Annotated in this window: 25 protein-coding genes; 4 read left to right on the top strand and 21 right to left on the bottom strand. The window is 49.9% G+C overall.

All coding sequences use genetic code 11. The annotated features are described in order from the left end of the window. Positions 1 to 412: 412 nt before the first annotated feature. Genes hemG through JIG40_RS21280 form a run of 3 tightly spaced genes read right to left on the bottom strand, consistent with a single transcriptional unit; the run spans position 413 to position 3062 of the window. Complete coding sequence (gene hemG, locus JIG40_RS21270) at positions 413 to 937, bottom strand: menaquinone-dependent protoporphyrinogen IX dehydrogenase (RefSeq protein WP_055452363.1); 525 nt, start codon at positions 935 to 937, stop codon at positions 413 to 415. Positions 938 to 947: 10 nt separating this feature from the next. Then, positions 948 to 2405 carry a TrkH family potassium uptake protein gene (locus JIG40_RS21275; RefSeq protein ID WP_024374751.1) on the bottom strand — a complete coding sequence of 486 codons (1458 nt, stop codon included), beginning with the start codon at positions 2403 to 2405 and terminating at the stop codon, positions 948 to 950. Positions 2406 to 2438: 33 nt separating this feature from the next. Next, positions 2439 to 3062: a YigZ family protein gene (locus JIG40_RS21280; protein ID WP_143683432.1), complete on the bottom strand. Its 624-nt coding sequence runs from the start codon at positions 3060 to 3062 to the stop codon at positions 2439 to 2441. Between the two features lie 216 nt (positions 3063 to 3278). Between JIG40_RS21280 and fadB the strand changes: the two genes are divergently transcribed. Together fadB and fadA are read left to right on the top strand one after the other, a co-directional pair. Next, the gene (fadB, locus tag JIG40_RS21285; RefSeq protein ID WP_199466062.1) at positions 3279 to 5450 is read left to right on the top strand and encodes a fatty acid oxidation complex subunit alpha FadB; all 2172 of its coding nucleotides are present in this window, start codon (positions 3279 to 3281) and stop codon (positions 5448 to 5450) included. A 25-nt stretch (positions 5451 to 5475) separates the two neighbouring features. After that, complete coding sequence (gene fadA, locus JIG40_RS21290) at positions 5476 to 6639, top strand: acetyl-CoA C-acyltransferase FadA (protein WP_024374754.1); 1164 nt, start codon at positions 5476 to 5478, stop codon at positions 6637 to 6639. A 54-nt stretch (positions 6640 to 6693) separates the two neighbouring features. Here fadA and punR read toward each other — a convergent pair whose 3' ends face one another. After that, complete coding sequence (punR, locus tag JIG40_RS21295) at positions 6694 to 7599, bottom strand: DNA-binding transcriptional activator PunR (protein ID WP_047461745.1); 906 nt, start codon at positions 7597 to 7599, stop codon at positions 6694 to 6696. 153 nt (positions 7600 to 7752) lie between these two features. Here punR and punC point away from each other — a divergent pair, with 153 nt between their 5' ends. After that, positions 7753 to 8955 carry a purine nucleoside transporter PunC gene (punC, locus tag JIG40_RS21300; RefSeq protein ID WP_199466063.1) on the top strand — a complete coding sequence of 401 codons (1203 nt, stop codon included), beginning with the start codon at positions 7753 to 7755 and terminating at the stop codon, positions 8953 to 8955. 31 nt (positions 8956 to 8986) lie between these two features. On the opposite strand, the gene JIG40_RS21305 is transcribed toward punC, so the two are convergent. Beyond that, positions 8987 to 9760 carry a transporter substrate-binding domain-containing protein gene (locus JIG40_RS21305; RefSeq protein ID WP_024373974.1) on the bottom strand — a complete coding sequence of 258 codons (774 nt, stop codon included), beginning with the start codon at positions 9758 to 9760 and terminating at the stop codon, positions 8987 to 8989. Between the two features lie 96 nt (positions 9761 to 9856). On the opposite strand from JIG40_RS21305, the gene JIG40_RS21310 reads away from it, so the two are divergent. Next, the gene (locus tag JIG40_RS21310; protein ID WP_075989133.1) at positions 9857 to 10591 is read left to right on the top strand and encodes an amino acid ABC transporter permease; all 735 of its coding nucleotides are present in this window, start codon (positions 9857 to 9859) and stop codon (positions 10589 to 10591) included. A 31-nt stretch (positions 10592 to 10622) separates the two neighbouring features. Here the strand turns inward: JIG40_RS21310 and glmU are convergent, their stop codons facing one another. From glmU to mnmE, 16 genes are all read right to left on the bottom strand, one after another. Beyond that, positions 10623 to 11984 carry a bifunctional UDP-N-acetylglucosamine diphosphorylase/glucosamine-1-phosphate N-acetyltransferase GlmU gene (gene glmU, locus JIG40_RS21315; RefSeq protein ID WP_199466064.1) on the bottom strand — a complete coding sequence of 454 codons (1362 nt, stop codon included), beginning with the start codon at positions 11982 to 11984 and terminating at the stop codon, positions 10623 to 10625. 153 nt (positions 11985 to 12137) lie between these two features. Next, entirely contained in the window at positions 12138 to 12560 is a 423-nt protein-coding gene (locus JIG40_RS21320; protein ID WP_024373977.1) for a F0F1 ATP synthase subunit epsilon, read from the bottom strand. Positions 12561 to 12578: 18 nt separating this feature from the next. Continuing rightward, complete coding sequence (gene atpD, locus JIG40_RS21325; protein ID WP_032082197.1) at positions 12579 to 13982, bottom strand: F0F1 ATP synthase subunit beta; 1404 nt, start codon at positions 13980 to 13982, stop codon at positions 12579 to 12581. A 34-nt stretch (positions 13983 to 14016) separates the two neighbouring features. Beyond that, positions 14017 to 14883, bottom strand: coding sequence for a F0F1 ATP synthase subunit gamma (gene atpG, locus JIG40_RS21330; RefSeq protein WP_020430349.1), 867 nt, complete (start codon positions 14881 to 14883; stop codon positions 14017 to 14019). 43 nt (positions 14884 to 14926) lie between these two features. Next, entirely contained in the window at positions 14927 to 16468 is a 1542-nt protein-coding gene (gene atpA, locus JIG40_RS21335; protein ID WP_020430350.1) for a F0F1 ATP synthase subunit alpha, read from the bottom strand. Positions 16469 to 16481: 13 nt separating this feature from the next. Further along, a complete protein-coding gene (gene atpH / locus JIG40_RS21340; protein ID WP_020430351.1) occupies positions 16482 to 17015 on the bottom strand; it encodes a F0F1 ATP synthase subunit delta in 534 nt (177 codons plus the stop codon). Between the two features lie 15 nt (positions 17016 to 17030). Continuing rightward, entirely contained in the window at positions 17031 to 17501 is a 471-nt protein-coding gene (gene atpF, locus JIG40_RS21345) for a F0F1 ATP synthase subunit B (RefSeq protein WP_024373978.1), read from the bottom strand. Between the two features lie 78 nt (positions 17502 to 17579). After that, positions 17580 to 17834 (bottom strand): F0F1 ATP synthase subunit C, encoded by a 255-nt coding sequence (gene atpE, locus JIG40_RS21350; protein ID WP_002540812.1) that lies wholly within the window; start codon positions 17832 to 17834, stop codon positions 17580 to 17582. A 54-nt stretch (positions 17835 to 17888) separates the two neighbouring features. Further along, positions 17889 to 18701 (bottom strand): F0F1 ATP synthase subunit A, encoded by an 813-nt coding sequence (gene atpB / locus JIG40_RS21355; RefSeq protein ID WP_020430363.1) that lies wholly within the window; start codon positions 18699 to 18701, stop codon positions 17889 to 17891. Positions 18702 to 18704: 3 nt separating this feature from the next. Beyond that, positions 18705 to 19100: a F0F1 ATP synthase subunit I gene (locus JIG40_RS21360; RefSeq protein WP_024373979.1), complete on the bottom strand. Its 396-nt coding sequence runs from the start codon at positions 19098 to 19100 to the stop codon at positions 18705 to 18707. A 187-nt stretch (positions 19101 to 19287) separates the two neighbouring features. After that, positions 19288 to 20169: a ParB/RepB/Spo0J family partition protein gene (locus tag JIG40_RS21365; protein WP_199466065.1), complete on the bottom strand. Its 882-nt coding sequence runs from the start codon at positions 20167 to 20169 to the stop codon at positions 19288 to 19290. A gap of 23 nt (positions 20170 to 20192) precedes the next feature. Then, complete coding sequence (locus JIG40_RS21370; RefSeq protein WP_020430367.1) at positions 20193 to 20966, bottom strand: ParA family protein; 774 nt, start codon at positions 20964 to 20966, stop codon at positions 20193 to 20195. Between the two features lie 15 nt (positions 20967 to 20981). After that, entirely contained in the window at positions 20982 to 21614 is a 633-nt protein-coding gene (rsmG, locus tag JIG40_RS21375; protein ID WP_020430370.1) for a 16S rRNA (guanine(527)-N(7))-methyltransferase RsmG, read from the bottom strand. Beyond that, positions 21614 to 23509: a tRNA uridine-5-carboxymethylaminomethyl(34) synthesis enzyme MnmG gene (gene mnmG, locus JIG40_RS21380; protein WP_047461791.1), complete on the bottom strand. Its 1896-nt coding sequence runs from the start codon at positions 23507 to 23509 to the stop codon at positions 21614 to 21616. Before mnmG ends, rsmG begins: the two co-directional genes overlap by 1 nt. 495 nt (positions 23510 to 24004) lie before the next feature. After that, positions 24005 to 24439 (bottom strand): FMN-binding protein MioC, encoded by a 435-nt coding sequence (mioC, locus tag JIG40_RS21385; protein WP_024373982.1) that lies wholly within the window; start codon positions 24437 to 24439, stop codon positions 24005 to 24007. A 298-nt stretch (positions 24440 to 24737) separates the two neighbouring features. Next, on the bottom strand, positions 24738 to 26099 hold the full coding sequence (gene mnmE / locus JIG40_RS21390) for a tRNA uridine-5-carboxymethylaminomethyl(34) synthesis GTPase MnmE (protein ID WP_100268764.1): 1362 nt from the start codon (positions 26097 to 26099) through the stop codon (positions 24738 to 24740). Positions 26100 to 26114: the final 15 nt, after the last annotated feature.

The following is a 26114-nucleotide window of genomic DNA, read 5'->3' on the forward strand; positions in this document are numbered from 1 at the left end:
TGATAACATTACTACGTAATGTTGAATTGACTGTGCTCGATACCGAAGTATCAAATTGGTCACTCAGTTCATTGATAAATCTTTTGCGATTATCATCAACGAGTGCCCACACAGATTGATAGGTTTAAGTTGTTAAAGAGCGTTGCTTTTCGAAGCTTTCTTCTCAAAGCGGACGGCCATTTTAGCGAGTTAAGTTTTAGTGTCAACCACTTTTTTCAAAACTTTTTCATCATATTTGACGAAGCTAAGTGACCTGCTAATCAAGGACTTTTCTGTCGAACCGTTCCCGTGTCAGCGAGGCGGCATTATAGGGAGACCTAGAATTTTGGCAATAGTTTTTGAGGCGAATTTTACGTATTTTTTGTCGTTCGGCTAAAAAAGAGGCAAAGGTCCACAAATCTGCTGGTTTTCTTTACATCTTTTTAAATTTTATCGCGAATTGAGTCACTTTTTCCCAGTTGGTGTACTCCACTTCTTTTGTGGTATCCGTTTCTCCGCCTGTCAGCGTCATGATTAAACGAATCATCATTTTGTCGAAAAAGCGGTACCTAGGGTAATAGAGTGCACCAGCAAACACACCTATCAGTTCCGGCTGCCACGGTGACTTTTTCAAAAACGTCTGTATATAGACACTCCCCTCGGGCGTGTCTTTGCCCTGATCCTCTTTGCGAGCGGTCAGATTGACACAAAAGAACGCGGCTTTGCTTTGCTGCAACTGGGTAAGATGACGCGCGATAAACTCATAGAGCTTTTTATTCAGGTGACCATAACGAATGGACGCTCCAATCAGAACTTTGTCATAAGCGGCCAGATCCAATGAGGCACAATCGTGCAGGTTGCGAATATCACACTCATACCCTTCAAGCTGACCTGCAATGGTACGTATGATTTTTTGCGTTTGCCCTTCCCGGCTGGAATATAATAATAGTGCTTTCACGAATGCTTCCTCAGCTGCGCCAGAACGTCGGCGTCAACAATATTAATAGTGTGAAGATCTCTAATCGGCCAAACAGCATCGATACCACCAGAATCCACTTGGCTGTATCGTTCACGTCAGCAAAGTGTACCGCGACTTCACCCAAGCCCGGGCCCAGGTTATTAAGTGTGGCCGCGACTGCCGAAAACGCGCTTAGTTCATCCATGCCAGTAGCAATGAGGGCCAGCATACACACGACAAACACCAGCGCGTACGCGGAGAAGAATCCCCAAACGGCATCCACAACACGTTGTGGCAGTGCGCTGTCTCCAATCTTAATGTGGTAGATCGCACGCGGGTGCACCAGGCGCTTCATTTCACGTGCCCCCTGCAGCGTGAGCAAGAACACGCGAATCACCTTCATTCCGCCCCCCGTCGATCCTGCACAACCGCCTATAAAAGAAGAGAACAATAGCAATACAGGCAAAAACAGTGGCCAATCGGAAAAGCCCGTGGTGGTAAATCCTGCGGTGGTCGAAATGGAGACGGTCTGGAATAGCGCCTGGTCAAACGCATCATAAAGCGAGTCATAAGAGTGGTGCTTGAGCAGCATCAGGAAACAGACGCTAAACAAAATCGCCTGAATGACAACAAACGCTCGAAACTCCGGGTCTTTCCAATAGTACTTCGGGTGCACGCCTCCGGTCGCGAACGCGGCATAGTGCAGAGTGAAGTTACACGCCGAAATCAGCAGGAACACCACCGTAATCATATTAATCGCGTAGCTATCGAAATAACCAATGCTGGCATCGTGAGTAGAGAAGCCCCCAATCGCAATGGTAGAAAAACTGTGACAAATCGCGTCGAACAACGTCATACCTGCCAGCCAGAACGCGCCCGCACAGGCGATGGTTAAGCTCAGATAGATATACCACAGCGCTTTAGCCGTTTCGGCAATGCGTGGCGTCACTTTGTTGTCTTTCACCGGCCCCGGAATTTCCGCTCGGTAAAGCTGCATGCCACCGATACCCAGCACGGGCAGAATGGCCACGGCCAAGACGATGATCCCCATCCCGCCGAACCATTGCAGAAACTGACGATAAAACAATACCGCTTTCGGCAGATTATCCAGCCCGACAATCACCGTGGCTCCCGTGGTTGTCAGCGCAGAAAAAGATTCAAAAAAGGCATCCGTGACGGAAATATTCGGATTGTCGGCAAGCAGAAACGGCAGCGATCCCGCACTGCCGATAACGGTCCAGAACAGAACCACAATCAGAAAGCCATCGCGCGCTTTCAATTCATGGCGATAGCGACGGTTAGGAAACCAGAACAGGCCGCCACACATCAGCAGAACAAAAAAGGTCGAAACGAACGGAACACCAGCACCGTCGCGGTAGATCAAAGCCACCAGCGCGGGCGCCAGCATAGACACACTGAATAACGCGAGCAGCAGCCCGACGATTCGAATGATTGAACGAAATTGCATGAATAGACTTAACGAAGCTGCGCTTCTGAGTTCCTAACTGTTTTCCACACCAGCAACAAGAATCTTGGCGCCGCTCTTGTTAATGATGCTCTGAGTAAACGCCTCAACATGAAGGCATTCCAATTCCACGGTAAGGCAGACACTTTCTCCATACTCAGCGTCCACTTCCGCGGCTTCAAACTGGCTCATGATCGACTGCGCCAGAGCAACCAATCCGTAGTCTAGCGTCAGGTGCAGTTTTGTGGTGATTTTTTTCTCAATAGTTTGAAGCAACTTGAGCGCTTGCTGCACACCGCCGCCATAGGCTTTCACTAAACCGCCGGTTCCGAGTCGAATCCCGCCATAGTAACGCGTCACCACCGCGGTCATCTCTCCCACACCCGACCCGGACAGCTGAGCCAGAATCGGCTTTCCCGCAGTACCGGATGGCTCGCCATCATCACTGAACCCCCACAGCATAGAGTTCTGTGGCCTGCCAGCGACAAATGCCCAGCAGTTGTGACGCGCATCGGCATGACGCGACTTGATCTCATCGACAAACGCTTTCGCTGCGTCAATTCCTGGCGTATGAGCTAAATAGGTAATAAAGAGGCTCTTTTTGATCTCTTCTTCAAAGCGAACCGGAGCTGCAGGAATGTGGTAAGGCTGAACGTTCATTTTTCTCGCCGATGATGAAAAGGTCGCCAAGTGTAACACGAGGATTTGAAAAATGACTCAGGATTGGCATGGCGCACAATGTTAAACAGTTGTTTAAAAAATGTATTGAAATTAATCAATCTCAGGTTCACACTAAATCGACTGGTCTAACCAGAATTTTAAATACAATAAAAACTCTCACACACAATCGTGGATTGTATGTCACGGAGATAGACAATGATTTACCAAGCCAAAACCCTACAGGTAAAGGAATTACATGATGGCATTGTGGAGCTGAGTTTCTGCTCTCCAGAATCCGTCAATAAGCTTGACCTAGCAACACTGACATCCCTGGACGAAGCGCTGGATGCGCTAAAGGCACATGCCGGACTCAAAGGCTTAGTCCTGACATCGGATAAAGAGGCATTCATCGTTGGTGCAGACATCACCGAATTTCTCGGCTTATTTGCTAAGCCGGAAGCAGAGCTCGATGAATGGCTGATCTTTGCCAACCGCATCTTTAACAAACTGGAAGATCTTCCGGTTCCGACGCTGTCAGCTCTGAAAGGATTCACATTGGGTGGCGGATGTGAGTGTGTACTCGCTACCGACTTCCGCATTGGTGATAAAACCACCAGCATCGGTTTACCTGAAACCAAACTGGGTATCATGCCAGGGTTTGGCGGCACGGTACGTTTACCTCGTGTGATTGGCGCAGACAGCGCAATGGAAATCATCACGCAAGGTAAAGCCTGCCGCGCAGAAGAAGCATTAAAAATCGGTTTGCTGGATGCTCTGGTCGACAGCGACAAACTGCTGGAATCTGCTCTGGCGACATTAACGCAAGCCATCAATGAAAAGGTTGACTGGCAAACACGTCGTCAGCAAAAAACATCGCCTCTGACGCTGAGCAAGCTGGAAGCCATGATGAGCTTTACCATGGCCAAAGGCATGGTCGCGCAAGTGGCTGGCCCGCATTACCCGGCGCCAATGACGTCTGTCGTGACGATTGAAGAAGCCGCTCGCTGCGCGCGCGATGAAGCGCTGGCGATTGAACGCAAACATTTCATTAAGCTGGCGAAATCTCAGGAAGCACAAGCGCTGGTCGGTATTTTCCTCAACGATCAGTACATCAAAGGCCTGGCGAAGAAATCAGCGAAAGCGGCCAGCAAAGCCACAGAACGTGCAGCGGTACTGGGTGCCGGCATCATGGGTGGCGGCATTGCTTACCAGTCAGCCAGTAAAGGCGTACCGGTACTGATGAAAGATATCGCGCAGAAATCACTGGATTTAGGCATGACTGAAGCGTCCAAACTGCTGAATAAACAGTTGGAACGCGGCAAAATTGATGGTTTTAAAATGGCCGGAATTCTGGCTTCCATCACGCCAAGCCTGCATTACGCAGGTATCGAACAAGCCGATGTTATCGTCGAAGCAGTGGTGGAAAATCCAAAAGTTAAAGCTGCGGTATTGAGCGAAGTGGAACAAAACGTCTCTGCTGAGACCATCATTACGTCCAACACCTCTACCATTCCGATTAACTTGCTGGCCAAATCGCTGCAGCGCCCGGAAAACTTCTGTGGCATGCACTTCTTCAACCCGGTACATCGCATGCCGCTGGTTGAAATCATTCGTGGCGAGCATACCTCTGAAGACACCATCAACCGCGTTGTGGCTTACGCCGCCAAGATGGGTAAATCGCCGATTGTGGTCAATGACTGCCCGGGATTCTTCGTCAACCGCGTCCTGTTCCCCTACTTTGGCGGCTTTAGCCTGCTGATGCGTGACGGTGCGGACTTCACTCAGGTTGATAAAGTAATGGAACGTCAGTTCGGCTGGCCAATGGGTCCGGCGTACCTGTTGGATGTGGTCGGTATCGATACCGCGCATCACGCGCAGGAAGTGATGGCGCAAGGCTTCCCGCAACGTATGGGTAAACAAGGCCGTGACGCGATTGATGCCCTGTATGAAGCGAACAAATTTGGTCAGAAGAACGGTTCAGGCTTCTATCAGTACACTATTGATAAGAAAGGCAAACCGAAAAAAGCGTTCTCAAGCGATATTCTGCCAGTGCTGGAAACCGTGTGTGGTGCGAAAGCGGAGTTTGACGCACAAACCATTATCGCTCGTATGATGATTCCGATGATCAACGAAGTCGCCCTGTGTCTGGAAGAAGGCATTATCGCGACACCACAAGAAGCTGATATGGCGCTGGTCTACGGCCTCGGTTTCCCTCCTTTCCGCGGCGGCGTGTTCCGTTACCTCGACAGTATTGGCCTGGCTAATTATGTCGCGATGGCGAAACAGTATGAACATCTGGGCGCCATGTACCAAGTACCACAACTGCTGATCGACAAAGCAGAGAAAGGCGAAAGCTTTTACCAGTCGCAGCAAGCTGGTTCGCTATAACCCCGTTTGGAAAAGGAATGACAAAATGAATAATGTAGTGATTGTTGATTGCCTTCGTACCCCGATGGGTCGCTCCAAAGGCGGGGCGTTTCGCCACCAGCGTGCGGAAGATTTGTCGGCGCATCTGATGAAAGGCCTGCTGTCGCGTAACCCTCAGGTTAACCCGCACGAAATCGAAGACATCTATTGGGGCTGTGTACAGCAAACGTTGGAGCAAGGCTTCAATATCGCCCGTAACGCCGCGCTGCTGGCGGGTCTGCCGATTGAAATCGGTGCCGTAACCGTCAACCGTTTGTGTGGTTCATCCATGCAGGCGCTGCATGATGCCACGCGTGCGATCATGGTGGGTGATGCGGAAATGTGTATCGTCGGCGGTGTTGAACACATGGGTCACGTACCGATGACGCACGGCGTGGATTTCCACCCGGGCATGTCGAAAAACGTCGCCAAAGCCGCTGGTATGATGGGTTTGACAGCCGAAATGCTGGGTAAACTGCACGGCATCAGCCGCGAACAACAAGATGCCTTTGCCGCCCGCTCTCACCAACGCGCGCAGGCAGCAACACTGGAAGGTCGTTTTAAAAACGAAATTCTGCCAACTGAAGGCCATGCACCAGACGGCACTCTGTTCACGCTCGATTACGATGAAGTGATTCGCCCGGAAACCACCGTGGAAGGCCTGTCTGAACTGCGCCCGGTGTTTGACCCGGCAAATGGCACCGTCACTGCGGGCACCTCGTCAGCTCTGTCGGATGGTGCGTCTGCGATGCTGGTGATGAGTGAAGCCAAAGCCAACGCGCTGGGCCTGACCATTCGAGCACGCGTGAAATCCATGGCCATTGCAGGCTGCGATCCTTCCATCATGGGTTACGGTCCGGTTCCTGCGACGAAAAAGGCGCTGCAACGCGCGGGTCTGAGCATCGACGATATGGATGTGGTTGAGCTCAATGAAGCGTTTGCGGCTCAGTCGCTGCCCTGTGCCAAAGATCTGGGTCTGCTGGATAAGATGGATGACAAGGTCAATCTCAACGGCGGCGCGATTGCACTCGGTCACCCGTTAGGCTGTTCCGGAACACGTATCTCCACCACGCTGATTAACCTGATGGAAGCCAAGAATGCCAAATACGGCTTAGCTACCATGTGTATCGGCTTGGGCCAAGGGATTGCCACCATCTTTGAACGCCCATAAGCGGCAACTGAAAAGCCAGCATCTGCTGGCTTTTTTATTTCCTGTGATTCTGGCTCAATACGCCTGCAACCAATCTTGATGTAACTGCTCACTGGTGCCGAGATAGTTCACCATCCACTCAATCAGCTTATGGTTGTCATCTTTACGCCACACCAAACAGCACTGGCTGAGCGGCTTTTCGTCCGGCAACATTTTCTCCACTAACTGACCACTGGCCAATAACGGCTGCGCCATATGACGAGGCATATACCCCACGCCCACACCATTTTTCAGGCACTCGATAGCGCTATACCAGTTGGGCAGCAGCAGACGTCGCTGCTGCGGATAGTGCCCGGTATGCCTTTTTGGCAATACACTGGAAGTGTCATCAAGACAGATCGCCGGAAACTGACTGACAAACGCTTCAGTAAGCACTTGCTCACGCACACACGGATGGGCCGGCGACATCACAAACGCCCAATCAAGAATCCCCATATCCCGCACTTCAAAATCGCCCCCGACAGGCACCGCAGAGGTCGCCCCAATCACAATATCCGCCCGCCCCTGAGAGATGGCTTCCCAAGAGCCATTAAACACTTCCATGTTGATTTGCAACTCGGCAAATTCAAACGTGCGGTAGAAATCTTCCACCAGCGGCTTCATGCGATCCAATTTGACTACATTGTCCAACGTGACTTTGAGGGTTTTCTGCCAACCGTGCGCCGCCCGCCGCGTTTGCGCTTTCAGCTCTTCCATCTGGCGTAATAACGACCTTGCCTCTTGCATAAACAGTTCACCTGCGGGAGTCAGCTCCACTTTTCGTGGCAGACGGCGAAACAGCACCACCCCGAGTTCCACTTCCACCTGACGCACACCATAGCTGATCGCCGAGGGGACTTTATGCAGCACATCCGCAGCGGCGGTGAAACTGCCCAAACGAGCTACGGTGTCGAGCATTTCCAGTGAGGATTTGGAAAACATGATTTTTACCCATCAATTTTTTTGAACGATAACTAACAAATTTCGCGTTTCAATTCATCTTAAACCAAAAATAGAATGAGGGCGCTCAGAAATCCTGGTTGGCGCCAAGAGATACAGGGTCAAATTGAATTAATTTTTTTGATGGGAAGAACAATGAACGTATCACCCTTACAGCTGTTTTATTTAGCAGCGCTCTCTATGCTCGGCTTCATCGCCACCGATATGTATCTGCCGGCGTTTAAAATCATGGAGCAGGACTTTGCCACCGGGCCGGAACAAATCGCGCTGTCACTGACCGTGTTTCTGGTTGGAATGGCGTCGGGTCAGTTATTGTGGGGTCTGGCATCGGATAAATTTGGTCATCGTAATACATTGATCACTGGTCTGGTGGTGTTTACTCTTGCCTCTGCTGGCCTGGCGTTCTGCGATCAAGTGTGGCAATTGCTCTCTTTGCGTTTCGTGCAAGCGATTGGGGTTTGTGCACCCGCAGTGATTTGGCAAGCCATGGTGATCAAACGTTACCCAAGCCAGACCAGCCAGCAGATCTTTGCCACCATTATGCCGCTGGTCGCGCTCTCTCCGGCCCTCGCGCCTCAATTGGGCGTGTTGCTGGCAGACCAGTTCGGCTGGCACAGCATCTTTCTGGCACTGACGGTCATGGGAATTGCACTGGTGATCAGCACTAGTGTACAGAAAAATGCCGTCAGTGAACCGAAAACGACGTCGATCACTCAGGACATCAAACATCTGCTGAGCAGTAAATCCTATCTTGGCAACGTACTGATGTTTGCAACCGCATCTGCTGCGTTCTTCGCTTACCTGACTGGCATGCCAGAAATCATGGCTCAGCTGGGCTATGAAGCAAAAGACATTGGCCTGAGCTTCATTCCGCAAACCATCGCGTTTATGGTCGGTGGTTACATGGGCAAATGGTGTGTGCGTAAGTTCGGCGATGAAGCGGTGCTGAAACAACTGATCGCTCTGTTCACGCTATCAACAGTACTGATCTTCATCGCATCACAATGGACACTGACGTCGATCTGGCCGATTCTGGCGCCGTTCTGCCTGATTGCTGTGGCTAACGGTGCGCTATACCCAATTGTTGTTAACCGCGCACTGTCCAGCGCTAAAGACAGCCCGGCTACCGCAGCAGGTTTACAGAACAGTCTGCAAATCTGTGCCGCAAGTGTAGCCAGTGCGCTGGTAGCGACCTTTGCCAGCCAAGCTCAAATGGTCACGGGGATTGCGATTGTGGTCTGTATGCTCGGCTTGTGGGTGGGCTACATCATTGCCAATCGTCAGCTGAACCAGCATTTCACTACGCCGGACAATGCTCGTGTAGTTCAGGATAAATAAACCATAAGCGCCTCAACTGAGGCGCTTTTTATTACAGACTTTTCAGCCCCCACTTCTCTGCGGTTTGACGGAAAAATCCTTGCGTTTTCTTCAGTTCCACCCAGTGATTCACGTAGTTAATCCATACCTGATCGTCCTGAGGTAACAGCATCGCAATCGGGGTTGGGCGGCGCGCCTCTTTCACCGGAACGATCGCCAACTGATTGAATTTTTCCACCAGTGTTGCCGCCTCGACATTAGACGTCACCGACACATCAGCACGTTTGGCCAACAGTTCCTGATAATCACGTGCCGGCGCTTCAATCACAATGTGCTGTGCATTGGGGAAAAACTCTTTAACCATTTTTTCCTGCACCGTGCCGAGCGTCGCGGCCACTTTTATCTCGGCGTTATCAAAATCACTCCAATCCTGATAGCGGCTGAGTTCACTTTTTTGCACCACCGGCACAAATGCCAGATAGAAATAGGGCTGGCTATAACCCGCTACTTTTGCCCGCGACATATTGAGTGACGCACTGCCGGTGATGTCATATTTGTTGGCGGTAATACCATTGACCAGGGTTTTCCAATCGGTCGCAACGTACTCCACTTTAACGCCGAGATCTTTGGCCAACTCGGCCGTCACATCAATATCAAAACCACGGTAACTGTTGGTCGCCGGATCTTTCATCGTCATCGGATTCCAGTCACCCGTCGTCCCAACGCGTAACACGCCGGTGTTCAAGACGTCCTGAAGACGGCTCTGCGCGTACACCTGACCCACTGACAACAAACATAATCCCAGCACTGCTATTATTTTTTTCATCGTTTTTTCCTTAAAAACTGTTCACTGAATGTACTGCATCATTGTTAACATAGCAGTATCAAAGGAGTTTTTTTAGTCAGACTAGGGAGGAGTGTGATGCTGCGATACAGTGCCTGGCTATTGCCGCTGCTGTTAACCGGGTGCAACCAGTACCAATGGGGCTGGTACGTTCTGGATCCGTCGACAGAGCAAGGCATGCGTAACCTCAAATTCCTCGTCGCGGGCTTTGGTGACACCTTGAGTATTTCTCTGCTGAGCATGGTGCTGGCAATGCTGTTAGGACTGGTGATTGCTCTGCCAGCACTGTCGCGTTATCGCTCACTGCGCCGTGCCAATCGGGTGTACGTTGAAATCGTGCGCGCCATTCCCGTCTTGGTACTGCTGTTGTGGGTCTACTATGGATTACCCGCGCTGTTTGACCTGTCGCTCAATCATTTTACCGCGGGGGTTATCGCGCTCAGCTTGGCGGAAAGCGCATTCATGGCTGAGGTGTTTCGAGGCGGAATTCAAGCCATCGCCCGCGGCCAACATGAAGCAGCAGAAGCCTTGGGGCTGAATTATTGGCAAAAAATGCGTCTGGTAATCCTGCCTCAGGCGCTGAGACAAATCCTGCCACCGCTGGGCAATCAGTTTATCTATATTCTGAAAATGTCATCGCTGGTCAGCGTCATTGGTCTGAGCGATCTGACCCGCCGCGCCAATGAACTGGTGGTCACAGAGTACTTGCCGCTGGAAATCTACACTTTTCTGGTACTGGAGTATCTGGTGTTGATTTTGTTGGTGTCACAGGGGGTGCGCAGTTTAGAGAAAAAGCTGGCTCTGCCGCAATAAAAAAGCCTGCTATTTAGCAGGCTCTCTAGGTCTATTTCTTTTTAACCGGACGTTGCCAGCCAGAGATTTTCTTCTCTTTAGCGCGAGTAATGACTAACTCACCTTCCGCAACATCGCGCGTCAGAGTAGTACCCGCACCGATGGTAGCCCCGTTTGCAATCGTCACAGGAGCCACCAGTTGGCTGTCAGAGCCGACAAAAACGTCGTCGCCAATCACGGTTTTATGTTTGTTGGCACCATCGTAGTTACAGGTGATCGCACCTGCACCGATGTTGACGCGTTGGCCAATTTCCGCATCACCAATATAGGCCAGATGGTTGGCCTTTGAGCCCTGACCCAAACGTGCATTTTTCACTTCCACAAAGTTGCCGACATGTGCATCGTTTTGGAGCTCAGCGCCTGGACGCAGGCGCGTAAACGGCCCTACAGTACAATCTTCACCGACGGTCGCGCCTTCAATCACACTGTACGGACGGATCACGGTATTGTCGTCAATTTCACAATCTTTCAGAATTGAACCTGCACCAATCACGACATTATTGCCAATCGAAACGGAACCTTCGATGATCACGTTCACGTCGATTTCAACGTCCGTACCGCACTGCAACTCACCACGCAGATCAAAACGAGCCGGATCGCGCAGCATCACGCCTTGTTCCAGCAGCTTGTTCGCCTGACGCGCTTGGAAAGCACGCTCAAGACGCGCCAGTTGAATGCGGTCGTTGACGCCTTCCACTTCAATCGAACTGACCGGATGCACGGCTTCTACAGCGCGACCTTCATCGTGCGCAGCCGCAATCACGTCCGTCAGGTAGTACTCGCCTTGAGCGTTGTTGTTATTGAGACCAGACAGCCAGCGCTTCAAATCGCCACCCGTTGCGACCATCACACCCGTGTTGATCTCTTTAATCAGTTTCTGCTCTTCTGTGGCATCTTTTTGTTCTACGATCGCTACTACCGGGCCATTTTTACGTACGATACGGCCGTAACCCGTCGGGTTATCCAGCACTACGGTCAGCAGTGCAATGCCGCCCGTAGGTTGAGCGTCCAGCAAACTATCGATGGTTTCTTCTGAAATCAGCGGGACATCGCCGTACAACACCAGAATTTTCTCATCATCCTGAAACTGAGCCGACGCTTGATCCACTGCGTGGCCAGTACCTAACTGCTCCGCCTGCAATACCCAATTGACGTTCTCTTCAGCCAATGCGTGTTGCATCTGATCGCCACCGTGGCCAAAGACTAAATGGATATTTTGTGCCCCTAAACTGTTACAGGTATCGATAACATGTTTCACCATTGGCTTGCCCGCAAGGGTATGAAGCACTTTGGGCATATTAGAATGCATACGGGTGCCTTTGCCCGCGGCAAGAATTACTGCGCTAAATTTCATTGGGTACCTAACTTACCTGACGTTAAACCTAATACTGCCCGCATTTTAGCGGCTTAATGAAGGGGTGTTAAATGAATGGCGTAAATTTCTATTAAAAATTAAGCAAAAAGGCGACCTTTCGGTCGCCTTTTGGTCTCAACGTAGTTAATTGGCTTAACGACGTTTCTTCGTCAACTCGATCACTCGAAGCTGAGCAATGGCTTTAGCCAGTTCACTGGCCGCTTGCGCAAAGTCCATATCGCCATGCTGATTCTGAATGTGTTCTTCAGCGCGACGTTTGGCTTCTGCTGCCTTCGCTGCGTCTAGATCTTCACCACGGATTGCCGTGTCAGCCAGCACAGTCGCTGTGCCAGGCTGAACTTCAATGATACCACCAGAAACATAAATGATTTCTTCGTGGCCGTGCTGTTTCACAATACGCACCATACCAGGCTTAATAGCGGTCAGCAGCGGTGTGTGGCCGTGGAAAATACCCAGCTCACCTTCGCTACCGGTCACCTGGAACGTTTCAACGAGGCCTGAGAAGATTTTCTTCTCAGCACTCACAACATCCAGATGAAAGGTTATTGCTGCCATATCGCCTCCTAGTTAGCCTTATAGCTTCTTCGCATTCTCAAGAGCTTCGTCGATTGCACCGCAGTACATGAACGCTTGCTCTGGAACATCGTCGTAGTCACCAGCTAACAGGCCTTTAAAGCCACGTAGAGTTTCTTTTAGTGGTACGTAGATACCTGGGTCGCCCGTGAAGACTTCCGCTACGTGGTAAGGCTGAGTTAGGAAACGCTCAATCTTACGCGCACGAGCTACCACTTGCTTATCGGTTTCAGACAGTTCGTCCATACCCAGAATCGCAATGATGTCTTTCAGCTCTTTGTAGCGTTGCAGAGTCTGTTGAACGCCACGCGCAATGTCGTAGTGCTCTTGACCAACAACCAATGGATCTAGCTGACGAGAAGTCGAATCCAGTGGGTCGATCGCTGGGTACAAACCCATTGCTGCGATGTTACGGTTAAGTACAACCGTTGCATCCAAGTGAGCAAACGTGGTTGCTGGTGACGGGTCGGTCAAGTCATCCGCAGGTACGTATACCGCCTGTACAGACGTGATAGAACCTTTCTTAGTTGACGTGATACGTTCCTGAAGTACACCCATCTCTTCAGCCAGTGTTGGCTGGTAACCTACCGCAGATGGCATACGACCCAGAAGTGCCGATACCTCTGTACCCGCAAGGGTATAACGGTAGATGTTATCGATGAACAGCAGTACGTCACGACCTTCATCACGGAAACGCTCAGCCATAGTCAGACCAGTCAGAGCTACACGCAGACGGTTGCCTGGTGGCTCGTTCATCTGGCCGTAAACCATCGCTACTTTTGATTCTTCAGGTTTCTCGATGTTTACAACACCCGCTTCCTGCATCTCGTGGTAGAAGTCGTTACCCTCACGAGTACGCTCACCAACACCAGCAAATACAGACAGACCTGAGTGTTGCAGTGCGATGTTGTTGATAAGTTCCATCATGTTAACGGTCTTACCTACACCTGCGCCACCGAACAGACCGATTTTACCACCCTTCGCGAATGGACAAATCAGGTCGATTACCTTAACACCAGTTTCCAGCAGCTCAGTTGCGTTAGACTGCTCTTCGTAGCTTGGTGCTGCACGGTGAATCGAGTAAAGCTCTTCAGCACCGATTTCACCACGTTCATCAATCGCATCGCCAAGTACGTTCATGATACGACCTAGCGTTTTAGTACCTACTGGCACTGAAATTGGAGCGCCAGTGTTTTCAACTGTCATTCCACGACGTAAACCATCCGAGCTACCCATTACGATTGCGCGTACAACGCCACCGCCAAGCTGTTGCTGAACTTCAAGAACCAGACGTTCTTTTGCTTCAACAACTTTCAGAGCATCGTAAACACCTGGTACTGCGCTCTGTGGGAACTCTACGTCGACTACCGCACCGATGATCTGTACGATCTTACCTGTAGCCATCGTTAATCCTCTAAACTGTTTGTTTTACCTAAGCTTAAACCGCTGCTGCGCCGCTCACGATTTCTGACAGTTCTTGTGTGATCGCAGCCTGACGGGCTTTGTTGTACACAAGTTCTAAGTCATCGATCAGATTTGAGGCGTTATCCGTTGCAGCCTTCATCGCAACCATTCGAGCCGCTTGCTCACAAGCAAGGTTCTCAACCACACCTTGGTAAACCTGAGACTCTACGTAGCGCAGCAATAGCGCATCCAGCAGAGGTTTTGGTTCAGGTTCATAGATGTAGTCCCATGAATGCTCACGCTGCATCTCTTCGCTGTCCGATTTAGGCAAAGGTAGCAATTGATCGATCTTTGGTTGTTGTACCATGGTGTTCACGAATTCGTTGAACACTACGTACAGACGATCCAACTCGCCGTTATCATATTTCTTCAGCATCACGCCAACAGAACCGATCAGGTCTTCCAGTGATGGGCTATCGCCCAGACCAGATACCTGAGCCGCTACTTTAGCGCCGCTGTTGTTGAAGAATGCCGTTGCTTTTGAACCAATAATGGCCAAATCAATTTCAGCACCCTTCTCTTTCCACGCTTGCATGTCTGTAACAGCTTTCTTGAACAGGTTAATGTTCAAACCACCACACAAGCCACGGTCGGTAGAAATAATGATGTAACCAACACGTTTCGCTTCACGCTCTTCTAGATACGGATGACGATACTCTAGATTCGCGTTGGCGACATGACCGATCACTTTACGCATAGTTGCCGCGTATGGACGAGAAGCTTCCATGGCGTCTTGAGAACGACGCATTTTTGAAGCTGCTACCATTTCCATCGCTTTCGTAATTTTCTGAGTGCTTTTCACACTACCGATTTTATTACGTATCTCTTTTGCGCCGGCCATCGTTACTCTCCATTAGTTGGTGGCAAAACTTGCCACCGACCTATTACCAAGTTTGGGTTGCTTTGAAATCGTCAACCAGCTTCTTCAGCTGAGCTTCGATGTCATCGTTGTAAGCACCCGTCTTGTCGATCTGCGCTGCTAGTTCAGCGTGTTGACCGCGAGCGTACGATAGTAGAGCCGCCTCGAAATCCAGAACTTTGCTCAGTTCTACATCTGCAAGGTAACCGCGCTCTGCTGCGAAGATAGTCAGAGCCTGATCAAAAACAGACATTGGAGCGTACTGCTTCTGTTTCATCAGTTCTGTTACTTTCTGACCGTGCTCAAGCTGACGTTTAGTCGCATCATCCAGATCCGAAGAGAACTGCGCGAATGCTGCCAGTTCACGGTACGCTGCAAGTGCAGTACGGATACCGCCTGACAGCTTCTTGATGATTTTCGTCTGAGCTGAACCACCTACACGAGAAACTGAGATACCTGGGTCAACTGCTGGGCGAACACCCGCGTTGAACAGTTCAGTTTGTAGGAAGATCTGACCATCGGTAATCGAGATTACGTTAGTCGGTACGAATGCGGATACGTCACCAGCTTGGGTTTCGATGATAGGCAGAGCAGTCAGAGAACCAGTCTTACCTTTCACTTCACCGTTAGTGAAACGTTCTACGTAGTCAGCGCTTACACGAGCAGCACGCTCAAGTAGACGTGAGTGGAGGTAGAAAACGTCACCAGGGAAAGCTTCGCGACCTGGCGGACGACGTAGCAGTAGAGAGATCTGACGATAGGCAACAGCTTGCTTAGAAAGATCATCGTAAACAATCAGTGCATCTTCACCGCGATCACGGAAGTATTCACCCATTGCACAACCTGCGTAAGGCGCAAGGTATTGCAGAGCTGCAGACTCAGAAGCTGACGCTACCACGACGATAGTGTTCTTCAGAGCGCCATGCTCTTCAAGTTTACGTACTACGTTCGCGATAGTAGAAGCTTTCTGACCAATCGCTACGTAAATTGAGTAAATACCTGAATCTTTTTGGTTGATGATCGCATCGATCGCCATCGCTGTTTTACCAGTCTGACGGTCACCGATAATCAGCTCACGCTGACCACGGCCGATTGGAATCATCGAGTCCACTGATTTGTAACCAGTTTGAACAGGCTGATCAACTGATTGACGGTCGATTACGCCTGGTGCAATCACTTCTACAGGAGAAGTCAGAGTTGCATTGAGTGGACCTTTACCGTCAATTGGTTCGCCCAGTGTGTTCACTACACGGCCAAGCAGTTCAGGACCAACTGGCACTTCAAGAATACGACCAGTACCAGTTACTTTTTCGCCTTCCTTAAGGTCAGCATATGGGCCCATTACAACCGCACCAACCGAGTCACGCTCAAGGTTAAGTGCTAGTGCAAAACGGCCACCCGGTAATTCAATCATTTCACCCTGCATCACGTCCGCTAGGCCGTGAATACGGATAATACCATCGCTTACCGATACGATAGTACCTTCATTACGAGCTTCACTAACAACGTTGAAAGACTCAATACGCTGTTTAATTAGATCGCTAATTTCCGTGGAATTAAGTTGCATGCTCCAATCCCCATTAAGACTGCAAGGCATCGCTCAGGCGGTTCAAACGACCACGCGCTGAGTTATCGATGACTAGGTCTCCGGCTCGAATTACTACCCCACCAAGTAGGGTCTCATCTACACTGCAATTCAGCTGAACTTTGCGTTCCAGACGCTGCTCAAGTTTGCTGCTGATGTCTGCCAGTTGCTGCTCTGAAAGTTCAGTTGCTGAAATAACTTCAACATCGACTTTCTTCTCATGCTCTTGTTTCAGGGCATGGAATTGAGCACAAACATCCGGAAGGGCCTGTAAGCGGCCATTCTCAGCCATTACCTTCAGCAGGTTCTGACCATGTGCATCAAACTGATCGCCACAAATTGCGACAAAGATTTCTGCCAATTTCTCAGCAGACGTCGAACTGGTTAACAGTTCTTTAATCTGGTCGTTCATTGCGACTTCGGCAGCGAAAACAAGCATCTGGCTCCATTGATCCAGTTGTTGTTTTTCCACCGCAAATTCAAATGCTGCTTTAGCATAGGGGCGTGCAATTGTAGTCATATTAGACATTCGGCGCCCCCAGACTTAAAGTTTTGCAGTAATGTTGTCGAGAATATCTTTGTGCGCATCTTTATCGATAGTACGCTCAAGGATCTTCTCAGCACCAGCAATAGCCAGAGTTGCAACTTGTTTGCGCAGCTCATCGCGGGCACGGTTACGCTCAGACTCAATTTCAGCATCAGCTTGAGCAAGGATTTTCTGGCGTTCTGCCTGAGCTTCCTCGCGCGCTTCATCCAAAATTTGCGCTTTACGTTTGTTCGCAGCCTCAATGACCTCAGTTGCTGTGCGCTTCGCTTCTTTTAATGAATCAGAAGCGTTGGCTTGTGCTAGGTCCAAATCTTTCTTTGCACGCTCAGCAGCTTGCAAACCGTCAGCAATTTTCTTCTGACGCTCTTCAATCGCTTTAATGATTGGTGGCCATACATACTTCATGCAGAACCACACAAACAGTGCGAATGATATTGCTTGACCTAGCAGAGTTGCGTTCATATTCACAACAGCTACCCCTCTATATGGACTAAGTGTTAATCAAAGACAAACCACCAAACGGGGTTTGTCGCTGGCAAAACGTGATTAACCTAGTTGACCAACAAATGGGTTCGCGAATGTGAATAGCAGTGCGATTACGATACCGATCATTGGAACCGCATCCAGCAGACCTGCGATGATGAACATCTTAACTTGTAGCATAGGAGCCATTTCTGGTTGACGAGCAGCGCCTTCCAGGAATTTACCACCTAGAAGTGCGAAACCAATCGCAGTACCAAGAGAAGCAAGACCGACGATGATACCTACGGCGATTGCAGAAAAGCTCAGTAAAGTTTCCATTACTATCTCCAATTATAGTTGTTGGCTTAATGTGCCCAAATAAAAGCTAATTTATTAATGATCACTGTCTTCGTGTGCCATTGACAGATAAACGATTGTCAACATCATGAACACGAAAGACTGAATCAGGATTACCAGAATATGGAAAATAGCCCACGGTAGTGAACCCATCCATTGTAGCCACCATGGTAGCATTGCTGCGATTAGAATGAATACAACCTCACCCGCGAACATGTTACCGAATAGACGCATACCTAGAGACAGCGGTTTTGCTAGTAGCGAGACCACTTCAATAAGTAGGTTAAACGGAATCATCACTGGGTGGTTAAACGGATGTAGTGCTAATTCTTTCGCAAACCCACCTAGACCTTTCACTTTGATGCTGTAGTAAATCATCAGAGCGAACACGCCTAGAGCCATAGCCATGGTGATGTTCACATCAGCAGACGGAACCACTTTTAAGTAAGGGATACCGAGCCAATGCTGTGCTGGATACGGCAAGAAATCAATTGGCACTAAGTCCATGATGTTCATTAGCAATACCCAACAAAAGATAGTCAGTGCCAGCGGTGCTATTAGTGGATTGCGTCCATGGAAGGTGTCTTTGACGTTGGTATCGACAAATTCAACCACTATTTCAACAAAACACTGTAGCTTGCCTGGTACACCCGCTGTTGCCTTCTTCGCCACTGAACGGAACACCCAAAGGAAGATCAGTCCGGTAAACAAAGAAAAAAACAGGCTATCGATATGTACGTTCCAGAAACTTGTTTCCTCCGCAACCAGACCTAACTTGTAAAGAGATAGGTTGGAAAGGTGGTGTTCAATGTATCCGGACGATGTTAGCGCTTCACCTGGCGCAGCCATAACTCATCCTATTTTTTTGTTGTTAATGAATAGCACTGGCGCACAGATATTAATACCTAGTGCCAGCAAATAGGTTAGTTTTAGGGGAACAAGTTCCACCTGCATATACATGTAGGCGACAGAGAACAGAGCGACAGTGATGAGAATTTTAAGTGCTTCGCCTGTGTAGAAAGAGGCCGTGATTCGCTTTGCAGCGCGAGCTCCACTATACATAAAAGCACACAGCGCAAAAACTGCATTGGCAAAGACAAAAATGCCTCCACCAACTAGCGCTGAAAATCCCCATTCAGCATTTACGGCAATCGCCATCCCTGCTGCCACAACTATAACCGCGCCAAACTGGATCATTAACAATTGCTTTGCAAGCGCTCGTCCTGGCCTAGCTAACGCAGCTACCATGTATTCGTACCTCTAGTAATATCCAACACACCACTCAAAAACGGGGCTGGAAATTGGCGAAAATTATACGGTGACGGCAACTGATTGCAATTACAACGCCGCAAAAAGTTACAATTTTGTTTACACACCGACATATTTCGCTAAAGAAAACTTATTTTTCACAATTGATTTAAATCAATTATCTCACTTAGCCCTGCAGCTTGGCAATTAGTTGCTCCAATTTGTGAGGCTCATCAAGACTTATTGTGACTTTTGACTTTCCGCTTTTCGAGCGGACGATTGAAACTTTTGCCCCGAGTTTTTCACTCAGATTTTGTGACAATTGTTGTGTTTCTACGTCTTCTGGCACATTTTTTACATCAGAGGTCTCTGAGAGGCATTTTTTCACTAATTGCTCTGTCTGACGTACGGTCAATTGCTTCTTGGCCACGCGCGCAGCCACTTCAATTTGTTGTTCGCCTTCCAACATCAGCAAAGCGCGGGCATGACCCATTTCCAACTGACGGGTTTCCACCAAACGCTTGACGCTATCATCCAGCTGATTCAAGCGCAGCAGGTTACTTACCGTTGCACGCGATTTACCAATCACATCGGCGACTTGCTGATGCGTTAGCTTAAATTCATCTTGTAACCGCTCCAACGCTTGCGCTTCTTCGATCACGTTGAGATCTTCACGTTGAATGTTTTCGATCAACGCCATCGCGATCGCCGCGCGATCTTCGACGCGTTTGATCAGACACGGAACTTGCTTCAGGCCTGCTTGACGAGCGGCACGCCAGCGACGTTCACCAGCAATAATTTCGTAGCCACCAAACTCCAGCGGACGCACCACAATCGGCTGAATGATGCCTTGCGACTGAATCGAAGCCGCGAGCTCTTCCAGCGCTTCTGGAGACATATCTTTACGGGGTTGGTAAATGCCCGGCTTGAGGTTGGTGATCGCAATATCGGTCAACTCGCCGTCACTGGACATAGCCTGACTTTGAGAAGCCACATGTTGTTTTTCACGAGCCAGAGAGCTGGTGGACAGCAGTGCATCCAGCCCTTTTCCTAAACCACGTTTAGACATGCAAACGAATCCTTTAGTTGGTGTTATGCGGGTACTTCTTCACGACGTAACATTTCGCCAGCTAAAGCAAGATACGCTTTGGCCCCTGCGGAGTACTTGTCGTAATACATGGCTGGTTTGCCATGACTTGGTGCCTCAGCGAGGCGAACATTGCGAGGAATAACTGTGCGGTACACTTTGCTACCAAAGTGTTTTTTCAATTGATCAGAAACTTCGTTAGCGAGTCGGTTACGCGGATCGTACATGGTACGAAGCAGACCTTCGATCTTCAGATTGTCGTTCACCACTGCGGCTAACTTGCTGATGGTGTCCATTAACGCAGTTAAACCTTCCAAGGCAAAATACTCACATTGCATCGGCACTAAAACCGAATCGGCCGCCGCCATCGCATTGATTGTAAGGAGATTTAAAGAAGGAGGACAATCGATAAAGATGAAATCATAGTTATCGCGAACTGGCGCGAGGGCGTTTTTGAGGCGGACTTCGCGGGCAAACACTTCCATAAGTTTGATTTCTGCCGCGGTGACGTCACCGTTGGCGGCAATCAGGTCGTAATGGCCTGTGGTTTTACGGCACACCACTTCTTCAAATGGTGCTTCTTCCACCAACAACTCATACGCGGTGGCATCCACCTGATACTTATCGACGCCGCTGGCCATGGTTGCATTGCCTTGCGGGTCCAGGTCGATCACCAGAACTTTGCGTTTAGTGGCTGCCATGGAGGCCGCCAGATTAATACAAGTCGTTGTTTTTCCTACGCCACCTTTCTGGTTGGCGATCGCTACGATTTTGCCCACGGTAATGCCTCGCTATTATCCCTTGCGCGATAAGATTACAAGATGACGCTCACCTTCCAACTCAGGAACATTCAAAGCTTTGATGTCGGTCACAGAACACCATTCCGGCAACTGTGCTATCTCTTCTTGCGGCAATAGGCCTTTCAACGCCAAGAATACGCCAGTATGAGCACGCGGCAGGTGATGACACCACTCCACCATGTCTGTGATGGAAGCAAATGCACGGCTCAGAACGCCATCGAAGCCTTCTTCGCCATCGTAGTCTTCCACCCGGCTTTGAACTGGGGTGACATTCGCAATCTTGAGTTCATGCAGTACCTGCTTGATGAAGCGAATGCGCTTACCCAGACTGTCGAGCAGGACAAAACTTTTTTCCGGATTCATGATGGCCAGAGGAATTCCCGGCAAACCCGGTCCGGTACCGACATCGATAAAACGCTCACCCACCAATAGCGGGCTGACCACGATGCTATCCAGAATGTGTTTCACCATCATTTCCATCGGATCGCGCACCGATGTCAGGTTGTAGGCTTTGTTCCATTTGTTGAGCAGCTCAACGTAGCCGACCAACTGCTCACGCTGATGCTCAGACACCTCTAGGTCGGTCTGAGCAATCAGAGCATCGAGTTTAACTCGTAGCGAATTCATTACGCGGCTTCTCCTTTTTTGAGCATGCCGTGTTTTTTCAGGTGCACCAGCAGAATAGAAATGGCCGCTGGCGTAATACCGGAAATGCGCGAGGCGATACCGATGGTCTCCGGCTTCGCGTTATTCAGTTTCAGTACGACTTCATTCGACAAACCTTTGACCGCTTTGTAATCAAGGTCGACAGGCAGCTTCGTGTGTTCATGGCGCAGGGATTTTTCAATCTCATCCTGCTGACGCTGAATATAACCTTCGTATTTAACCTGAATTTCAACTTGTTCCGCCGCTTCAAGATCGTCCATCGCCGGAGCAAAGGTTGGCAATGACGTCAGCATTTCGTATGTCATTTCAGGACGACGCAGCAGATCTTCGCCGCTGGCTTCACGCGACATTGGCGTTTTCAACAAGGCGTTCAGTGCATCCACACTGTCAGAATTCGGGTTCATCCAGGTCTCTTTCAGACGCTGACGTTCCGTTTCCATATTTTCAATCTTCTGATTGAAACGCGCCCAACGTGCATCGTTGATCAGACCCAGTTCACGGGCTTTTTCAGTCAAACGCAGATCAGCGTTGTCTTCACGCAGCAGCAGACGGTATTCCGCACGTGAGGTAAACATGCGGTACGGTTCTTTGGTACCCATGGTCGACAAATCGTCAATCAGAACGCCCATGTAAGCCTGATCACGACGAGGACTCCAGCCCTCTTTGTCCTGACTGAACAAACTCGCGTTCAGACCAGCCATCAGACCTTGTGCCGCCGCTTCTTCGTAGCCGGTAGTACCGTTAATCTGACCCGCAAAGAACAGGCCTTGAATAAACTTGGTTTCGTAAGTCTGTTTCAGATCGCGCGGATCAAAGAAATCGTATTCGATCGCATAGCCTGGGCGGACAATATGCGCGTTTTCAAAGCCTTTCATCGAACGTACGATCTGAACCTGCACATCAAATGGCAGACTGGTGGAAATACCGTTCGGGTAGAGTTCTGTGGTTGTCAGACCTTCTGGCTCGATGAAAATTTGGTGACTGTTTTTATCCGCAAAGCGCATCACTTTGTCTTCGATCGACGGGCAGTAACGTGGACCAATGCCTTCAATCACCCCCGCATACATCGGGCTGCGATCCAGGTTGGCACGAATCACGTCATGCGTTTTTTCGTTGGTGTGCGTGATGAAACATGGAATCTGACGCGGATGCTGTTCGCGCTTACCCATGAATGAGAACACTGGCGTAGGGTTATCACCATGCTGCGCTTCCAACACGGAGAAATCGACACTGTTGGCGTCGATACGTGGTGGTGTGCCGGTTTTCAGACGATCCACGCGAAATGGCAGTTCGCGCAGGCGCTGAGCCAATGCGATCGATGGCGGATCCCCGGCACGGCCACCTGAGAAGTTTTCCAGTCCAATATGGATCTTACCGCCCAGAAAGGTACCAACAGTCAATACCACCGCCTTAGCGTGGAATTTGAGGCCCATTTGGGTGACTACACCGCGCACCTGATCATTTTCAACGATCAGATCGTCAGCGGCCTGCTGGAACAGTGTCAGATTCGGTGTGTTCTCGAGTGCATGGCGAACGTAAGCTTTGTACAGCGCACGGTCAGCCTGAGCACGAGTTGCACGTACTGCTGGGCCTTTGGAGGCGTTCAGTGTGCGAAATTGAATACCCGCATGATCGATAGCTTCCGCCATCAGACCACCCATCGCATCCACTTCTTTAACTAAGTGGCCTTTGCCAATACCGCCGATTGCCGGGTTACAGGACATCTGGCCCAGGGTGTCGATATTGTGAGTAAGAAGTAACGTACGTTGGCCTGTACGAGCGGCTGCGAGCGCGGCTTCCGTTCCTGCGTGACCGCCACCAACCACAATGACGTCAAATGTTTCGTGATAAAGCATGAACGACCTCAGGTATTCATTGAGACTAAGGGATAAAATAAAAGAGACGTATTCTACCTTCTTTCCAGTGGCTAGAAAATCGCTTTTCTGCTTTTTTCCATTCAGGGCTTTTAAGTAAATAATATATAAAGATCTATATAGAGATCTTTTTATTGGATCTACTATTAGGATCGACGATCTCTGTGGATAAGTGAAAAATGATCAACAAGATCATGGATCTTGATTGGATCAGAACATGTGATCATCAACTGATCTGATCGAGGATTAGCTGGGATCAAAATAGCTACTTATGCACAGGGGTAGATTTGGATCTAAGTTGTTATTTGGATAACTATAGGTTGATCACCGGATAAATGCAGAGTTATACACAGATGTTTGGGTTAAAAAAACACCAATCTGTTGACGCATCAATGCTGAATATTATTCACAGCGGTTTGGCTGGTGGCTTTGCTGAATGAAAAAAGCGACCTTTGGCCGCTTCGGGGAAGTGTTTAGTCAGAACTTTTCGATGATCTCATTGAGCCATATTTCCGCGGCATCTTCCGGTACCGGATGTTCTTGGACGTCAATCGTCAAACAGTCTGCCAGTGGTGTGGCACCGATGTCTTCTAGTAAATCAAAGGCGTGCTGACCTGCTGCGCAGAAAGTGTCATAGCTTGAGTCACCAATCGCCACCACGGCAAACTTCAGCTCGCGAGTGTTGGGTGGTGTGGTTTGCAGGGCCTGAATAAATGGCTGGATATTATCCGGATACTCACCGGCACCATGAGTTGAAGTAATGATCAACCAGGTACCCTGAGCCGGAATGTCGGCCAATAACGGCTGATTGTGAATCGTGGTCTCTTTACCCTGCGCCTGCAGCAAATCGCTGAGGTGATCTCCGACGTATTCCGCGCCGCCTAAGGTACTGCCTGTGATGATATGAATCATATAAACCCCGGTGAATTTCGTGTGAAACGAAAGAAGTGAATAATCGACTTGGGGTAGAAGAATACAGGGGTAAGTTGTGGATAGTAAAGCCTGAGATCGTGTGAGTGGCTGATTTAATAAGGATCCTGTCTGTGCACAAGCTCATCCACAATGTGGATCGCCGTTGTTTGAGCGTATGAGCGGCTTAGAGTATGTGTCGGCAATCTTTGTTGGGAGCATAAACCAAGGAAAGGCATGGTGGGCGAGGGAATTTGAGCGGGAAACAGGCTAAGAGCCGAATGACTCTTAGCCGCGAAGTTTATTTGCCGATACAGAATGACGAGAAAATACGACCAAGCAGGTCATCTGAGCTGAACTCACCGGTGATTTCATTCAGGTGTTGCTGCGCCAGACGCAGCTCTTCTGCCAGAATCTCTCCCGCCATATAGCCTTCCAGCTGTTGCTGGCCGATATCCAGGTGCTCAGCGGCACGCTCCAGCGCATCCAGATGACGACGGCGAGCCATAAAGCCACCTTCCTGATTGCCGGCAAAGCCCATGCACTCTTTCAGGTGTGAACGCAGCGCATCGACACCTTCACCAGTCTTCGCTGACAAGCGGATCAGGGTCGGTTGATTGACATGGCAGATCCCTAATGTTTCGCCGGTTTGATCGACTTTGTTGCGGATCACCGTCATGCCCATGCTGTCTGGCAGGCGATCGACAAAATCCGGCCAGATGTCTTGGGGATCAGTGGCATCGGTCGTGGTGCCATCGACCATAAACAGTACGCGATCGGCTTGGGCAATCTCTTCCCAGGCGCGCTCGATACCAATTTTTTCCACTTCATCCGACGCATCACGCAAACCTGCGGTGTCGATAATGTGCAGTGGCATGCCATCGATGTGAATATGTTCACGCAAGACATCGCGCGTGGTGCCGGCGATATCCGTCACAATCGCGGACTCTTTACCCGACAGGGCGTTCAGCAGGCTAGACTTGCCAGCGTTAGGACGACCCGCAATGACCACTTTCATCCCTTCACGCATGATGGCGCCCTGATTAGCTTCCTGGCGCACCGCGTTGAGGTTATCAATGATGGCCTGCAAGTCAGCAGACACTTTGCCATCGGCGAGAAAATCAATTTCTTCTTCCGGAAAATCAATCGCCGCTTCGACGTAGATGCGCAGATGAATCAGTGACTCCACCAGCGTATGAATGCGTTTGGAAAACTGGCCCTGCAGCGATTTGAGTGCCGATTTGGCTGCTTCTTCTGAACTGGCATCAATCAGGTCGGCAATCGCTTCTGCCTGAGTCAGGTCCATCTTATCGTTGAGGAACGCGCGCTCAGAAAATTCCCCGGGGCGTGCCGGACGTACACCCGTAATCGTCAGAATACGCTTGATGAGCATGTCCATGACGACAGGGCCGCCGTGACCTTGCAGCTCGAGTACATCTTCACCGGTAAACGAGTTGGGATTCGGGAAGAAGAGGGCGATACCCTGATCCAGTTCCACGCCAGACTCGTCTTTGAAAGGCAGGTATTCTGCGTAACGTGGTTTGAGTGTACGGCCTGTTACCGCCAGAGCTACCTCTGCGGCTTTCGGACCAGAAACACGAATAATGCCGACGCCGCCGCGGCCCGGAGCCGTGGCCTGCGCGACGATAGTATCGGTAGTCATAACCTTTACCTGTAT

The sequence above is a fragment of the Vibrio sp. bablab_jr001 genome (genome assembly GCF_016464285.1).
GTDB lineage: Bacteria > Pseudomonadota > Gammaproteobacteria > Enterobacterales > Vibrionaceae > Vibrio > Vibrio fluvialis.